Consider the following 16777-nt stretch of genomic DNA (forward strand, 5'->3'; position numbering starts at 1 on the left):
CATTTACTTGTTTGCTGTCACGTATTCAATAAGCGAGTTCTCATCGGAAGGCAACCCAAGATGTTCGTTCACCTTGGCGAGCCCGTTTGTTGCCATTGTATTCTCCTCGTCATACACAACAGCATACTCAAACATAACCTTCGCTTCTTTGTCCTTTCCACACAAGTAGAGGACTTCGCCCAATCCCGCACATGCTTCCGATGAATCCGGTGTCAGATTCAGGGCCTCTTCGAAGCTCGCTTTCGCATTCTCCATATCGTTGAGACGAAGATAGCACGCACCTCTGAGATTGGCATGGTCTGTTTGAGATGTTTGCGAAGCATTGTCACTGACCTTAGCTCCGGGGTCAAGCAATTCTGCGAGAGAATCCTTGAACCTCCCGAGCCTGAATAAATCAAGAGACTTCCCAAGCTTCTCCTGTAAATACTCATCTCCAGGTTGTTGTTGTGAAAACCGGAGAATAGGTTTGTTCGACAATTCATCTATTCGTTTGCGGCATTTTGCGCCGGCGTGCTTCCAAGTCCATTGGCTGTGCGCATCTTTGCTGGCTTGTTGTCCAAGAGTCTTAAGATCGTCAGCATGTTGTACTGCAAATGTCATCCTCTCGGCAAGTTCCTTCCTGTTCACTTCAAGCAGCCACGGAAAATCAACCGTCTCGTCATGGCCGATGTATTTTGAAGGGAGTTGTAGTCTGCTTGCTGAAACAAGAATACTGTTCTTCTGATTGCAAAAATCGAGAACCGCGCCGCCATTTGTGACAATTGCCGGGGTTCCGCACGCCATTGATTCGAGAATCGGCATCCCGAATCCTTCGCCACGGTACGGATGAACGAGTACGTTACATGCAGTGTAGAGCCCTGCAAGTTCCTGTTCAGAAAGAATCTCATCGATGTATTGAATTTCCGGCATGCCGGGTTTCTTTTGAAGTTCGAGAATGACATCACGGAACGTTTGACCCTTGTAGAATGAATCCCCTCCCATATCCTTGATCACAAGACACACATCATCAGTACTTCTGAATGTTTGTGTGTAAGTCTCCAGGAGAATATCGATCCCTTTTCTGTATATCGTTCCCCCAACGAACAAGAACCTGAAGTGTTTCTTCGTCTTTAGTCTGAACGGCCTTACGTCAGGATGGAATTTTCCTGGGTCGAAGCCCGGCGGCACAATATGCACTCGCTCTGCCGGAATGCCGCTGCTGATATATACCTGGCGAACATACTCGGTGTACGCCCACACTTCATCCACGCGAGATGCGAAAGCCTCAACCCAGGATTTTGGCAGGCTGCCGAACTCCCACGGTTGCATTACAACCCAACGCCCTTCCCCAGGTGGCGTTAGGTTCGGTGGCCAGTGGTGACGAACGTGAATGTCAGTAGAAGAAAGTGACTTGTTTCGTCTTGCTTGAACAGCAGCAAACCGACTATTCTTCCCCGGCTTGAAATCATCCTCCCCGAATGGCACAACAGACATGTCACAACCATGAACGAGAAGTTCTGCGCACAACTCACGGTTGATTACGGAAAGGGAATGATGGGCAAACGGCGTCCCTTCCCAAACAACAGCTACCGATTTCTTCCCTGCAGGTTGAATTGCATCAGTCTGGCGGGAAACAATCGCTGTCTTTATCTCATTCAATCGATTGATAATGATCTCGCTCACCCTCGTTTGACTGTAGTGTTCGACAATGTCGCGCCTTGCCTGTCTGCCTTTTTCCTTGGCCTCTTCCTGATGCTCAATCACGTGTCGCATCAGTTTGCGAAGGTGATTAATGGAAGGATTCGCCCATTTGTGTCCTGTGTAGATCGGGTTCTCCATTTTATCAACATCACACAGGCCGTCAGATTTTATCAAATAGGAATTTGCCTGATTCATGAACTCTGTGTTGCCGCTCCAATCTGTGCCAATAACAGGTAGTTCCATTGCCATTGCCTCCATGAACGGCCTCCCCCAACCTTCACCGCGGCTTGGCAAAACGAACGCATCAAACGTCTTGTACAACGCCGGAAGCTCCGATGTGGCTATTTGATCATCAATAACCTCGATGGCAGGGAGTGAACTTCTTTCTCTTCCCAGGCGATCGGCGAATTCTCTAACACGTCTCATCACTTCGTCACGCACACGCAAGTCGGGGTGCATAGGAAAGCTGGTGCGCAAGAACAAGCACACATCGTCGCTTGCCGAGAATTCAGAGAAATATGCCCGGAGCAAAATGTCCCAACCTTTTCGTGCCGACCACTCAAAAACCGAGAGAAAGTTAAACTGCTTCGTGTTCTCAATTCCGAACGCTGGGGTTGTTGCCGGATCAAACAGGCGGGAATTGATTGACCCCGGAATCTTCATAAGTTTCTGTCTACTGACACCCGATTTCGCAAACGTCTGCATGTTAAACTCAGTAGGCACCCACACTTCATCCATCTGGTTGCATCGTTCAACCCACTCTTCAGGAATCCGGTCGGTTTCGAACATCGTCCTGCCAATACAGTACGCTGAATCTTTGTTGCGGAAGAAGCCAAGCGGATTCTGGTGACACACCACGATAGGCCCGTCTGCCCAGAATGATTGATCCTTGAACGGCAAGCCATTGAGCGACCGTGTATAGTCAAGCTGCTGAAGCGTCGTTCTTGTGTCTGCCGGTAATCCGGCCACAAATTGAGATGAATAGATGGTGTTGGCGTGATAGATACGCAGCGGTACTTCATTCGAAAGCGATTCCACGAATTGAATTGCTTCGCTTGCATAACCGCTTGGATTGTAGAACGGCGCGAACCACAGCACCGGAGTCTTCCCTTCAGGCGTCTTCCCGATGTCCGTTCGTTCAGGAAGAAAGTTCTCCGCAGAGAACGCGGACAAATCAGATTTCGTAATCGCTGCTTGGGTGGACGGGCGGCCGTGAATATCAACTCCCTCAATCTGCCTCATATCATCGAGAACGGCCTTGGCGATCACATCCCATGTATAGCGTGAGAGGATTGTGCTGCGGGCGACGCTTCCCTTCCAACGGCTTGTCAGGCGGTTATCCGCTATGTGACGCATCAATTCTCTCAAGTGATCTTCATCGATTCCGGTCGTTCCTCCACGCTTGCGCTGCCTTACTACATAGGATAGTGTTTCGGAAACGTAATCCGCCTGACCGCCGGCGGTTGTAGTGATTACCGGAAGCCCGGTGGCAAGCGCCTCAAGTACCGGCCGGCCGAAATATGAATCCGTGTACGGTTGCACAACGGCGTCGGCGCCGGCATAGTACAGCGGCATCATGTTCGCATCAAACGTGCGGTAGTCGATGCGGACTGCGTTGTAGTACTCCGACGGGATATCCCGGTGCGCCCTGATGAACTTTGCCGTCAACTCATCGAATTGCTGTTGTTGCTTCTTGACATCATTTCTGAAATCCAAGGATCGGAGAAGCAGGCACGTACGGGGATCCCCTTTGAACTCCTTGACGAACGCCGAAAATACACTCTCCCATCCACTTCTCGCCGACCAGTCAGTCATACAGAGAAACACAAAAGGATCATCTTGACGTTGTTCGGCAACATTTGTCCCGTAATCAAGCGTACCGACTCCATACGGAACAATTTTGACCTTGTGCTCGTTCACACCGGCGGCAATCATCTTGGTTCTTACGTGACGGGACGGCACCCAGACAGCATCAATATCGGGCTTCCCGAGACGGCGCACCGATGCCTTGTCAGTGTCATGTGCCATCACGACAACGAAGGATGCACCAGTCCGGCGTTCGAAGTAACGCAGAGGGCCGGGGAACACCTGGATGAATTTGTCCGCGAGAGGTTTCTGCTCAAGCTCCTTGAGGCAAGCCGCGTCGTTTTCGTTTATGACATTCTGAGGATCCGCACGATGCAGAAGTGGCCTAACTGCTACTCCTGCCCCATGACGATGCAGCGCGAGTGCAAGCTCGCGGCAGGGATCATCCATTGCCCACACCGGGCCTTCCCACAGAATTGTGGCATCGGATTGTTGTTGAACCCTTGGTACTGCTCGGATGTTCTTGACGCTAAGCGCATACTCGGCATACTGTCGCGCAATCGAGCCAACATCGTTGCGTTCGTGCACGAAAGCCCGGGCCCGGGCTGATAATTCTCTTGCAAACACAGGATTGTCATGAATCTTGACAAGCGACTGCACAATCTCCTCTACTTCATTCTCAAACCCGATCTTGACAACGCTATCGTCGGGAAACTCCTGATATTGAGCATACGATGATACAAGGGCCGGCTTGCCGCAACCGAGAACTTGAATCAGACTTGCAGATTCTTCACCTCGCGAAGGGTACCGCAAGTTGACAGTGACATCTGCCGCAGACATGTAGGCGAAGAAATCATCTTCAGAGAGCCAACCTGTTATGCGAACCTTGCTCTGAAGTCCATGTTGCCTGATAAGGCCGTCAAGATACGCCTTGTACTGCGGACTGGCAGGCTCGCCGCCTAAAATCAGAACAGCATCGGGATGTGATTGAGAGAATTCCGCAAACGCCGCAACCGTAACGTGGTTTCTCTTGTGGGGCTGCACCAATCCCAGCGACAGTATGACAAATGCTTCGCGAGGAATATGTAGCCTCTCCCGTACACCATCCCTGTCTTGATGAGCCGCATCCAACGCTTGCGATGCAAGGAGAAGCGGAATCACTCGTATCGGCTTGTCAGGAAAGGCGGAGTGCAGAAGATTGTACGAGTGCTGATTATGAACGACTATGCCCGTGCTTTGCCGCAGCACAGTCTCGAGCACTTTCCGGTTGTTCGGTTCGGCGCTGCATCCCTTGATTTCATATTCGTGAACTACGGCAATGCCGGGCATCTTTCTCGCTTGGTCACAGATCGCCGTATGAAAGCGGTTGTTTCCGAGATGATAGATAATCTGATCGTACCGGTGAATCCAATTGACATATTCGAGATCGGTAATCGAATGCACCAGGTATTTTCTGAACACATCTTCATGGCTGGGGACATAGTCGTCCACGAAGAGGTCGACCCGGGCGTGCCGTGAAAGGTTCGGGAGAAGTTCCTGCACATGATCAGCAATGCCGGTTTTCAGCGGAGCGAGGGGCGCAACCATCGCAAGTCGCGGCAAGTCACTATCCGGGCAGGCAAGTTCATCAGTTTTGTACCACGCATATTCGTCGGAGATGATATCGTTCTCCCAGCGATCAAGAAACAGCTTGTAGTTGTTGTCCGACGCATTGTGCCCTTCTTGGCCCGCGTTGCGTATCGAAACGGATTCGAAATGATACAACTCGCTTTGAGGGCAGTACACCACCTCCTTTCCGATCCTTCGCACTTTGAAGCAGAGGTCAAGGTCTTCGCCGCCGTTCTTGTACTTCGTATCAAAGCCGTTCACTTCTTTGAACGTTGTCTTCGAGATGAAGAGTGCTGCGCCCGTTACCGCTTGCACAGTTCTCTCCCGATTCACAAACGGCTGCCCGGCGAGACAGAACTTATACAGGTGAAGTGATCCCTTCTGATCGTTGAATGCGATTCCACAATGCTGCACACGCTCCGGTTTCCCGCTCTGTGTTGTGTCGGGAAAAACGAGCTTCGAGCCGGCAATGCCGGCGGCGGGGTTCTTCTCGACGACATCGACAAGCGCATCAAGCCAGCCCTGTTTCTTCGGCACTGTATCATTGTTCAGGAAAAACAGGTACTTCCCCTTTGCTTCGACTGCCCCGGCATTGCATGCACGGGCAAAACCACCGTTCTGATCCAGCGAGATGAACCGACAGTTTTTGTATTGTTTTGAGACTTCTGAGAGGAAATCCGCCGTTTCATCCGTTGAGCAATCATCAACCACAATGATCTCAAAGGATCGTTTTGGCGGAAACGAAGTATAAATCCCTTCAAGACACTTCCTCGTGTAATCCACATTGCCGAAAACAGGAATGATGATACTCACTTCAACTCCCGGCGGCACTCCCCCTTCTCTGACTTTTTCGACCGCTTCGCACGGACTGGATACTTCCTCCCCGATTGCGTTCTCTCCATCGGTCACAAGACCCAGTTGCTCCTCCAACGCCTTCACCATCTCTTGAATAGCTGTTTCCGCGGGATTGACTTTCGCAAGCTTACGGAAGCAGACCAGGGCATCCTCAAATTGCTGCTCCTGCAAATACAGGCATGCCAGTTCCGTTTGTGCTTCAATATCATCCGGAGTGATTTTGACTATCGTCAGAAGTTGTTCGATTGCCTTTTCTCTCTGGCCGGACTGAGTGAGTACGTCGGCAAGATTTTTCCGTGCGGCAATGCAGTTGCTGTCCGCAGCAATAGCCCGCCGAAAATACTCTACTGCTTCATCGCATTGTTGCTGCTGAAACGCGATGACGCCGCTATCGTTGAGCGCCAGCGCGTGCATCGGATTCGTTTTCAGGATCAAGCGTAATTGTTCGAACGCAGCGTCATTCTCTCCTTCGTTCATGAGAAGAGCGGCCAACGAGTACCGTGCAGATTCGAAACCCGGCTCCACTGCAAGCGCTTCAACAAGATCTCCCCTTGCTTCTTCCTGCCGATTCAGGGACAGCCGGAGTTCAGCCCTTTTCACCAACACATCAGCCTGGCGTGTATTCTTCGCGAGATATCTGGTGAGAACGGCGTCGCCCTTTTCAGCCTGACCTGATTTGAAGAGCGTGTCAGCCAAACGCATATATTCGTTTTTGAAATCACGCCGCGAAAGCTCCACTTCTTCCAATTCTTTCCGTAATACCTCCACATCCCGCACCCGACTGAGTGGGTCGGGGTCGGCCATAAGTGAAGCAAAATCAACAAATTCGGGGTAATATAACGCCAGTGCTGCAACAACAACTCCCATCGAATACACATCATCAAAACTGCCGTCCGACGGACGACCCTCGTTGCCAAGTCCGTCGGGGACAAATGACGACACTTCTGCGGAGGTCGCCCAGCCGAAGTCGATCAAGACCGGATGGCCTTCACGTACCAATATGTTCTCTGCTCTGATGTCCCGATGAGTTATCTCCCTTTCCTGCAATTCACCAACTATATCGATACACTCACGAATAAAGTGTTTCACCGAAGCAGAGTCATGTTCGGCGCAAAACCTGTCAATGTTCGTCAAAGGATATCCTTCAACAAACTCCATTTCGCATGTTGAGTACCCGTCTTGCGATTTCGATTCGTACACTCGCGGGAAATGAGCACCGGACAGTCGGGAGAGGAAGTAATGTTCCAACTGTGCAAGGTTCGACGTTGCCTGCTTGACGACTCGTTTCGTTCCGTTTTCTTCAAGAAGGTAGATTCTGCTTTGATAGGGAATACCGTCATGAACCGTAAGCTGCCTGCTGTAGAGAACGGATTCAACCGGATGAATGAAGGGGAGTTTCGGCAACACGGAAAGATCGGTTGGCTCAACCGGGTCCAGATGCTGTTGCTTCAGAATCGATGCGCAGTATCCGAGTGCATTCACGCTTGCAGCATCGAAGGACATTCCAGCGGATCCGGCAACTTCGACAAGCTTCTCCGCATAGTCCTTCCCCATCACCCCCTTGTGATACACGACGTGATAGAGAAGGGCGAGGAAATGATCTTCCGATGAGGGAACGTAGAAATTCCTATACTTCTCTCTCCGGGAAAGAAGCCGGTGTGAAAACCACCCGGGGTAGTAGCCGTCATCAGTTGTTCTGAGATCTACAAGAATGTACGTTTGATCGCCGTTCGGTCCTAAAACAGGAATCTTTCGCTGAACACGGTACGGCTCCTTCTGCGTTCGCATACCCCGCCACAACGAATCGAATTTCCCGACATGCTGGGGATGGATCAGAAGATCAAGATCACTATGCGGCCCGACTTCGATGTTGTCCGGCAGGTTTTCCCAGTTTCTTAAAACAACATAGAGAATGTTGTTGTCGTCGAGAAACTGCAACAGTGCCTCGACTGAGTGAAGCGAATGCGCATTGAATTTGTCGCATGCCGCCCGTACGGTTCCGGCAAATCTGAGGAAATCGTTATTCGCCATCTCAACACGCAGGTCGCGATAGTGCATGTGAACGAATGTATCTTCCTCGAGAAAATGCGAATCTTTGGAGGTTTCATGTGTTTTGTACAGATTCTCACATACCTCGATTTTGAAATCATCGGGTGTGCAGATGGGGTTGGCAATCCGCATTCTCCCCATCTCAAAATGCGGGGCTGAGGATGGAGATCCGGCATTCCGCCAGTTGTGAAGCGCTTGCTCGAATGTCGCTACAAAGTCTAGGAAATTCTCATGTGTAAGTTCGAGCCTGAGATTTCGCCAGTGAAAATGGAATGTCTCGCAACATTCAATTACAAATCGCTTATCGAAAATTGTTTTCTTCGGAATCTTCGCTGCTACAAGCGGAAGAAGCGTTTTACCCATACTGTCTCCGGATTTTTTGCGCGCAAATCGGATGTATTGAAGCCTGATGTGCAACCATCGTGCCGCTCAAAATCCCGCAAAAAGCCCGACGTATGCCGCCCCAAGAATCCCGTTGGTGGCTACTATTGTGCACTCGGTTGCTTTTCCGGGCCGGCACAATTCCTTTGCTTCTGCTCCCCCAACTTGGTATTTTTTGAAGGTTGAGGAGCATCCGATCTGCCCTCAACGAAATCAACCATTACAGCGCCCTATGCACGCGGTTCTTGAACAAGAGAAGGCAGAGTTGCTTACTGAAAAGTTTCTGGCAGAAGCTAGAACCCTGTTCCCCCACACAAAAACCGGCACGATCTATCTTAATCATGCAGGAACGTCTCCCCTCTCAACTCGAGTCGTTAACGCGATGAAGCTTCACCTGCAGGAACGATCAGAAGGCTCAATTGATACATACTTGTCTCTTGATGTGCCGAAAATTGCAGAATGCAGAGAACGCGTAAAGGCCCTGATACGTGCAGAATCAACCGAGCGTATAGCCCTTTTGACGAACACTTCGGATCCGCTGAATGTTGTCGCTTCGGGGCTGAAGTGGAAAAGCGGGGATAGGGTTCTTTTGCATGAGGATGAGTTTCCGGCAAATGTGTGGCCGTACCTCAATTTGAAGCGTCTCGGAGTCGAAATCGATGTCATTCCGAGAGGCAAAGGCCACCCAACCCCGCAGTTGATTGCTGATTCGATTTCCGGGAGAACAACACTGGTGGCATTGAGCGCCGTTCAATTTCTCACCGGTTACCGTGCAGACCTTGCTGCAATCGGTTCACTTTGCCGGGACAAAGGGATTGTTTTTGTGGTGGATGGAATCCAGGCTGCGGGCGCGGTTCGTTTGGATGTTCAGCACATGAAGATTGACGCACTCGCGGCGGGGTGCCAAAAATGGCAGATGGGTCCGCACGGCTCGGGTTGGCTGTATGTTACAGAAGAACTACAGTCCAAAATTCAGCCGGAACACGTTGGTTGGCTTTCCGTCGAAGAACCGTGGAATTTCTTCGACTACGAACAGTCCTTAGCCTCATCGGCAAGACGATTTGAGGGAGGAACGAAGAACATCCCCTCGTTGTGGGGAATGGAGGCAGCCCTCTCTACGCTGCTGGAATTCGGACTCGAAGAAATCGAGGGGCACATCCTCACCCTGACGCAGTTGCTTCTTGAGGGCCTCCGTTCGATTGACGGTGTGAGGGTTTTGACGCCGGACGAGATGAACCATAGGGCAGGGATTGTCACTGTTGAATTCGCTCAAGGGATGAATGCCGAATCCGTTTTCCGGCAACTCGAACGCCGTGATATGACTATCGCGTTGCGGGATGGCAAGCTCCGTTATGCGCCGCATTTCTACAATTCTGCAACTGAAATTGAGCTTGCGATTTCCGCAACTCAGGAAGCTATTCAACAACTGAACTAAACCACCGGGGGAATCATGAACTCACAAAACACAAATGCCATGAAACCTGAACTGAAGATTCTCCTCATCGATGATAATGAAGAGTTTCGTGTCGCCCTCAAGCATCTCCTTGCTTCCAATAAGTTCGACATTATCGAGGCGGGAAACGGCGAACAAGCCCTCGAACTCATGAACACCGACGTGCCCGACATGGCCATTGTCGATCTTGATATGCCGAAGATGAACGGGATTGAGTTTTCCCGAAAGGCCAAAAAGGAACGCCCCGGGTTCCCGATTATCATGGTAACGGCGTACTCACAGTTCTATTCATCGAAAGAAATCATCGCTGCGGGAATTGACGCATTCCTGCAGAAGCCGATAGATGGTGATACGCTTGTTGCAGTGATTCAGCAGTTGCGGCAAGCAGCAAGCAGGATGAATTAGCTTCCTCTTCGTCCTACTTTATTCCTAACTGAAGTGAAACGCGGTGGGCGGCACTCAGTAGTTCCATCTTCGTGAAGGCATAGTCCACGCCGATATCGAAACCTTGAACAGTTGTCCGCACACCGGCACCCACAGACAATCCCTCGATTGTGCTGTTGACGGCCGCACGGGATGAGTTGCCGCCGTCATCCGTTCCCGAGTAGTTGAATTTCCACCCTCCCCGAAAGGAAATCATATTCATGAACGTGTACTCTACACCGCTGAAGAAATACTGCGGCCCGTCCTGGGGTTTCACTGCGTCAAGAGCGAACATCAGTTCATGCTCGTCCGACTTGAGGGGAGAGATTGCCGTTCCTATGCTGAAGGAAAGCGGTAAGCCGTAGGCAATGTCATAGAATTTGAGGTCCGAGCCGAGATTGCTGAACCGCGCCGCAATCTTCCAGTCTAAAACACCGATCGCATACACCGAGCCTGCATCGAAAGCAAGAACCCCCGTGCTCAAGCCGTCGATTGACTGAGAGACGATTTTCGCCGTAATGCCGAGCGAAAGCCTGTCCGTGAAGTAGCGCGCAAAGCTGAGTTGAAATGCAACATCCCGGTAGTCATACGTTGCCGAGGCATTCCGGTCAATCTGAAATTGGATCAGCGCCGGATCGACAGGTACATCCCGGTCGGCGGGGATGCCGGAAATGCCGAACGAAATAAATCCCGCTGCAACCGTTCCGACATTCTCCCAATTGTAAGAAACCGCGGCACTGTGATGGCCAAGGTCTGCTATCCATTTATTGTACCCGAATGTCGCCTGCACGAGTGCGTCACCGGGCCGCAATGCAATCCCCGCGGGGTTCCAGAACATCTGGTTTACATCACCAGTCAATGCTGTTGCTGCCGAACCAAATCCCACTGCCCTTGCTCCGACACCGATTTTGAGAAACGCAGCTCCGGTAAGGCCTGCTTTTCGGGTTTGAGCATATACTGACGCGACAGAGAGTACTCCCGTTGCCAGCATCACCCCGATGAACAGACGGGACGGTAACGAACTTTGTATCAGCGCTTTCATGCTTGTTGACCTCACCTCAGAATCGACAAATAGCCGACATGCTTCCCGCCGTCGTATTCTACAACGTACACGTAGAGGCCGCTTGCTACTTCGATTCCATCCTTCGAAAACAAATCCCAGAACACGCTTCCGTTGTTCGGGTCGTTGCTTTCGAAGCGAATCTCTTTGACAATCTGCCCCGATACATCAAGGATAGTGATCTTCGCCCTTGCAGGCAGATTGTAAAACGTAACTTTGTGGTCGAACGGATCAACGGCGCTGTCGAACAGCGCTTTCTTTTTGTAGGGATTCGGTTTGACGGAAATCCGGGCCGCTCCGCTTGCAAGTGTGCCGGGGTCGGAGACAGCCGACTTCACAACGAAACCGGCGCCAATAGCTTTTTGACCAGCAGCCGTTTTCGGGAAGAAGCTGTTCAAATCCGCAAACGGATACGTGTCCATCCACAGCCCGCTTGCACCATTGCGGTTCAGGTTCGATGTTTCAAGCGTGCTTGTTGCCGGGTTGTTCAATCCCGCATACGAAGGTCCCAAATCCACCGGCGTTGTCTCGTGAGTATAGGCCGCAACGTAGTACCAATACTTGAAACCAAGATCCACCTGCTTGTCTTCCCACGTGTACGTATAGCCGTGCGACGAAGGATCTGTTACAGACCCCAACTGCGCAGCCGGGATTATCGCAGCGAGTTCATACGGCCCCCACGAATCGGGAACGCCGTTCCGTCCCTCAACAAAACTCTGTGCGGCAAAATTGGGATTTGCGGGAGAGAGAAGACTCTGCGGGGTTGCTCCGGGGGTTGTATTCATCCAATACAAATCCAGTCCGCGCATTCCGGCCTCAAGCCAATTGATTTGTTTGGCGAGCGATGCTTTGTAAATCTTGTAGCCCGCAAAACGGGGATGCGCGTTTGCCCGATCGTCCCATCGAATCTTCACAGATTTCGAGAGGGTGTTCTCAACCAGCAAGTCCGGTACGGGTGGCGGCTCGGGAACAGCGTACCCGTTCTCAAACGCCCATCGTGCCGCGGCAATTGCATTTTGAATCCCCTGTAACCGGAAACCACCCGCTTCAGCCCATACAACCGTTATGCTCTCCCCCTCGTGAAGGGAAAACGGCCCCACGCCACTGAACATATCGCCATCAAAGTTGTTCGGGGCGCTGAAACCTTTTGTCCAGCCCGGCTCATACGAATTCACCTCAAAAGCGGCAGGGTTTTCATCTGAAAAGAGTTTCCGGTCGCCGTTTGGTCGCAACGGGTTTGATTTGGGGATGAATGTCGTTGGATTGCCTGACGTTCCGCCAGCAAAAAATTCAGGATTCGGATCAAGGCGTAGCGGATGCGAATCGTCCCTGGTTTTTCCCCCGTCACGGTACCACACGCCCATAGCGGCCGTATGAATGCTTCGCGGATCGTTGTGGCTGAATTCGCGAACATTCAGGCCGCGGCCTTGTCCGCCCGAAATGTACCAACCCCGCCTGCTTCCTGTACCGATTGGATGGGTGCCGTACAACGTTTGTTTGTCGGCGAGAAGATGAAGGGAATCAGACCTGCTGCTCCCCTGCTTTACTGCAAGCCAGCTCCAACCGCTCCACACATCAGTATAGAACCGCAACGGAAAATCATTCAAGCCCATGTCTTTCAAACCGGCGCCGCTTTCTCCCGGAAATCCAACCATCATATCCCACGGCGAACCATTCGGATCGTTATCGCCAACATAGCCGATGGCCCGCGTTGCGCCGAAGCGGTTCGAACGTCCGGCTGAACGACCGAGATTGTAGGAACACATGAACTCGCCATTCACCATCAGCGTAAGCGCCCGGATATTGTTGCCTGTTCGTTCAGCAACACCGTCGGCGTTCAGATCGAGAATACCGGTATTCTTGAACGTAAATTCAACAATGATGAAGTCGTTGAAGTTGTTCCAGTTGAGGGAGAATTGATGAACTCTGATCTTCACATCAACGCCGATATTCGTGGGCCAACCTGCCTCGTAGAGCGCGTGATGGCGTTTTGCGGCATCCACCCATCGCGTTTCGGCAGTGTAGTTCCGGTTGGGATCGTTCGCACCGACGACAGTTGATTTATATGCGCCAAACGCATAGTAACTTCCCGAAGTTGCTTTATACGCGGGGTTTGGTTGGCCGCCAATCTCGGGAGGGTTCCAAGTGGAATCGGGATTGTATTCCGTGAGCCAGGTATTCTTTCCCCAGAAATTGCCGTTTGTCCAGCCGCCGGGCCACATGTGTGTCGGGGTTGACCAGGTTCGATCGACGTTTCCCATTCGGAGGATGTTCGCAATGACAGGTTGATTCGCTTCGACATACAGTGCCCCTGCATTCGGCGGGTGAAACGAATCCCACAATTCGCCACCCACCATAATCCCTGCTCCGTTTGCGGGAACAAGAAACGATTGCGAAAACGAGACAGACAATTCCAATACGATCAGAAACAGTATGACGACAACCGTTCGCATATTAGAAAGTGATGTTCATACCGAAGTAAAACTCACGAGGATTATCGTACACCATCGACCCGTCCTGCGTAACCGCCCGGTTGATTTTCGAGCCGCCCGTCGGGTCGCCGTATTTTTCCCATGCCTCCTGCCCAAGAGTCGAAGAATTGTATGCTGCAATGTTCGTCCAATTGAATGCATTCATAATATCAACATACAGAGCGATGCGGGCGATACGTTCGACGGTGAAGACTTTTTCTACGCGCAAATCAATCCGCCGGTTCCATGGGGCAACGCCAAGTTCGCGTGCACGAGGATCGCCCAGTGTGAGCGGATAGTAGAATCCACTTTGAAACATCCCGACACCGGACAATGAGATGCCGAGCGGAAATCGAAAGAGTAGATTGAAGGCAATTCTGTGTGTCCGATCGTAGCCACCCGTTAGCGTGCTACTTCCCCCCAACACATTGCGTTCGATAGTATTGAATGAACGAATGTCATCAAAAGGCAGTTGGCCGTTGTAGCGGGCACTATCGCTCGCCGAGGAGAATGTCGTGACATTGCCTCCGGCGTACACGGCCTGTTTGATATAGCTGTATGAATAGGATACTCTTCCTCCCAATGTGAGCCAATCAAGAACCGCCGTCGGATGTGAACGAACAGTAAACTCTACGCCACGGGAGTCAGCATAGCCGAAATTCGTGCTTATGTTGTACCCGCGCCACGGAGAGCGAGGTGTTACGGAGAACATGATCGTCCCGTAGTTCTCTATGTCTTTGTAGTAGGCATTGATGTCAATGCCGTAGTTGTCCGCAAACATCCATTGAATTCCCAAATCATAGTTGGTGGAACGGATCGGGTCCTGATTCGTCCGGGTTGTGACTTGGGGAGAGACGGGTTGCCGAAGTCGTTATAGTTGCTGTACAGCCTCAACAGTTGCGACTGTTGCTGGCTTTCAAAGACGAGAAGTACAGTGCCGCTCTATCACTTATCGGATGTGAAACACCAAGCCGCGGAGAAAACAAGATTTTCGATGAGGCATTGTCGGTTCGAACGGGAAGGCGCCGGAGATCCGTGACACTGCCGTTCACCAACGTCGTGTCATCACGAAACGGCGCGAAATAGTCTGCGTAGTCGCCGGCAGAGAGATCCAGGACATCAAGACGAAATCCGAGATTCAGTATCAACCCTTCCAGCTCTATTCTGTCTTCAGCATACAAGCCGTACTCCTTCGGTTTGATGTTCCAGATCTCTTCCACATAATTCTTGTACTGCGGAAACACACCGCCGATATATGCAGCGCGGAGTGTCCGGGCAAGGTTGTGAAATCGAAACTGGGCTCCCGCTTTGAGTTGATGATGTGTGGAAAGCCTGCTCGACACATCTCCTTTCAGAGTGAAGACAGAATTCACGAATCGCTCATAAAAAATACCCGGACGGGCGAGTTTCCAGGGTATGTTGCCGCCCAGCGTTGTCTCGCTTCCGATTTCGTTGCGCGGTTTTGGGGTGAAGAATTTTTCGAACTGGGTTCCGTCATTGGCGGCCATGTATCTGTTTACCTGCGCGGTATCTCCGAAGGTAAGAAAGTCGCCATCTTCATCCAGTGCAATAATACCGTCATTATTGTCGTCGGAGAATCCCCGACGCATCAGATCACGCACGAAACTCGCTTGAACTTCATAGAGCAGATTTGATGTGAGAACTTGCGAGAACTTCACGCTGCCGACAACATTCACTCCATCCCACTTCGGCACCCCTTCAAGAAAATAACGGAAATCGTCGGCATAGTCCCGGTTCTTCCATCCCAACATGCGGCCCCTGTCCTCCACAATCAGCAAACCTGTGAGATTCATCTCATCAGCAGGTCGAACGTTCATCCGTACGGTGGAATTGATTCGCCTCGTAAATTCATTCGGCAATCTGCCATACGAATTGAAGAAGCGTGTTGTAAGGAAGATTCCTCCCTCGTCAAACTCTCTTCCGAACGAGAATTCGGCATCGAAAGTGGGCCGTTCTCCGTATGAGTATTTTCCCGGCGTGTAGGTGTATAGTTTTGCTTTCGTAGAGTCGGCGGCGGTATTTTTGTTTAACAACCCGGCACGTTCACGAGTATAGATTGAATCATCATTGTAGATTCGTGGACCGGCATGAGCAAGGCCAAACTGACTTAAGCTCACATTCACTTTCGCTGTCCATTCCGGCGCAGGAGCCTGAAGATTGTACTCGATTACCCCGCCTGTCGCGCTTGCGTACTCGGAGCTTGTCGTTCCTGCCAACACATTCGTCTCGTCAACCGATAGTGCATTCAGGCTGACAAGCGACGAGCGGTTCGCCTGTGATTGTCGCATAATTGCGTTATACACCATGTAAGGGGTAACGGAAACTTGATCGCTTGCGGCCGCGTGAAATTGATCCGTCACATCCACGCCATCTATCAATGTCTTCGTCTCATATTGCCGTCCGCCGCGGACGAACCCCTTGTAGAGGGAGGGACTTACCGTTAGAGCGGATTCTTGAGATCGGAGCGGAAGACTGCTGATATCGCCCTTGGTGAGAGTTGTTTTGGGTGTTGTTCGGCCCGGGTCGACGACTGGTGAATATGCAATCACCTCGTCCGGAAATTCCACTTCCTTCTCAATCAGGGCAAAGTCAACTGTGACTGTTTCGGAAACTCCAACCCGGATCAAACGCAATACAGTTCCGTATCCTACATGCGTAACCTGGATTGTGTAACTGCCTGGCTGGATTTCGTCGAGTGAGTAAAAACCCTGTGAATCGGTGATGGTGCCGCGCAGGGTATTCTTGAGAAGAACGGTAGCGCCAACCAGCGGTCCTTGCGAGCCGGCATCTGTTATTCTGCCGGAAATATTTCCGTTGGCAGCAATAGCTATGTGACCGGCTGCACCGGAGATGCAGAGGCAAACGAAGAGCCTTCCTACCAGACGTCGGGTGAGTAATGAGACGGACATAAAGGCAGCAAACTGATACGTTGTGCTGGCCTAAGATAACAAAATCATATCAAAAGAGAAA

The 16777-nt window shown here is 51.3% G+C and carries 7 protein-coding genes; 2 read left to right on the forward strand and 5 right to left on the reverse strand.

Annotated elements, in window-relative coordinates; genetic code table 11:
* Window positions 1-3 precede the first annotated feature (3 nt).
* The gene (locus KF749_00645; protein ID MBX2989653.1) at window positions 4-8361 is read right to left on the reverse strand and encodes a glycosyltransferase; all 8358 of its coding nucleotides are present in this window, start codon (window positions 8359-8361) and stop codon (window positions 4-6) included.
* A 250-nt stretch (window positions 8362-8611) separates the two neighbouring features.
* Between KF749_00645 and KF749_00650 the strand changes: the two genes are divergently transcribed.
* Both KF749_00650 and KF749_00655 read left to right on the forward strand, forming a co-directional pair.
* Window positions 8612-9814, forward strand: a complete 1203-nt coding sequence (locus KF749_00650; protein MBX2989654.1) for an aminotransferase class V-fold PLP-dependent enzyme — start codon at window positions 8612-8614, stop codon at window positions 9812-9814.
* A gap of 15 nt (window positions 9815-9829) precedes the next feature.
* Window positions 9830-10237, forward strand: a complete 408-nt coding sequence (locus tag KF749_00655; GenBank protein ID MBX2989655.1) for a response regulator — start codon at window positions 9830-9832, stop codon at window positions 10235-10237.
* A 13-nt stretch (window positions 10238-10250) separates the two neighbouring features.
* Here KF749_00655 and KF749_00660 read toward each other — a convergent pair whose 3' ends face one another.
* The 4 genes from KF749_00660 to KF749_00675 all read right to left on the reverse strand — a co-directional run bounded on the left by KF749_00660 (window position 10251) and on the right by KF749_00675 (window position 16716).
* Complete coding sequence (locus KF749_00660; GenBank protein ID MBX2989656.1) at window positions 10251-11297, reverse strand: PorV/PorQ family protein; 1047 nt, start codon at window positions 11295-11297, stop codon at window positions 10251-10253.
* Window positions 11298-11308: 11 nt separating this feature from the next.
* Window positions 11309-13768 (reverse strand): T9SS type A sorting domain-containing protein, encoded by a 2460-nt coding sequence (locus KF749_00665; GenBank protein ID MBX2989657.1) that lies wholly within the window; start codon window positions 13766-13768, stop codon window positions 11309-11311.
* Between the two features lies 1 nt (window position 13769).
* Entirely contained in the window at window positions 13770-14567 is a 798-nt protein-coding gene (locus KF749_00670; GenBank protein ID MBX2989658.1) for a TonB-dependent receptor, read from the reverse strand.
* A gap of 109 nt (window positions 14568-14676) precedes the next feature.
* On the reverse strand, window positions 14677-16716 hold the full coding sequence (locus KF749_00675; GenBank protein MBX2989659.1) for a carboxypeptidase-like regulatory domain-containing protein: 2040 nt from the start codon (window positions 16714-16716) through the stop codon (window positions 14677-14679).
* Window positions 16717-16777 lie beyond the last annotated feature (61 nt).

The organism is Bacteroidota bacterium (genome assembly GCA_019637975.1).
GTDB lineage: Bacteria > Bacteroidota > Ignavibacteria > UBA10030 > UBA6906 > CAADGV01.

Bases quoted from the DNA above. Each gene is read 5' to 3' on its own strand.
- KF749_00665 (MBX2989657.1), bottom strand. From the start codon at position 13,768: ATGCGAACGGTTGTCGTCATACTGTTTCTGATCGTATTGGAATTGTCT.
- KF749_00645 (MBX2989653.1), bottom strand. From the start codon at position 8,361: ATGGGTAAAACGCTTCTTCCGCTTGTAGCAGCGAAGATTCCGAAGAAA.
- KF749_00650 (MBX2989654.1), top strand. From the start codon at position 8,612: ATGCACGCGGTTCTTGAACAAGAGAAGGCAGAGTTGCTTACTGAAAAG.
- KF749_00670 (MBX2989658.1), bottom strand. From the start codon at position 14,567: ATGTTTGCGGACAACTACGGCATTGACATCAATGCCTACTACAAAGAC.
- KF749_00655 (MBX2989655.1), top strand. From the start codon at position 9,830: ATGAACTCACAAAACACAAATGCCATGAAACCTGAACTGAAGATTCTC.
- KF749_00675 (MBX2989659.1), bottom strand. From the start codon at position 16,716: ATGTCCGTCTCATTACTCACCCGACGTCTGGTAGGAAGGCTCTTCGTT.
- KF749_00660 (MBX2989656.1), bottom strand. From the start codon at position 11,297: ATGAAAGCGCTGATACAAAGTTCGTTACCGTCCCGTCTGTTCATCGGG.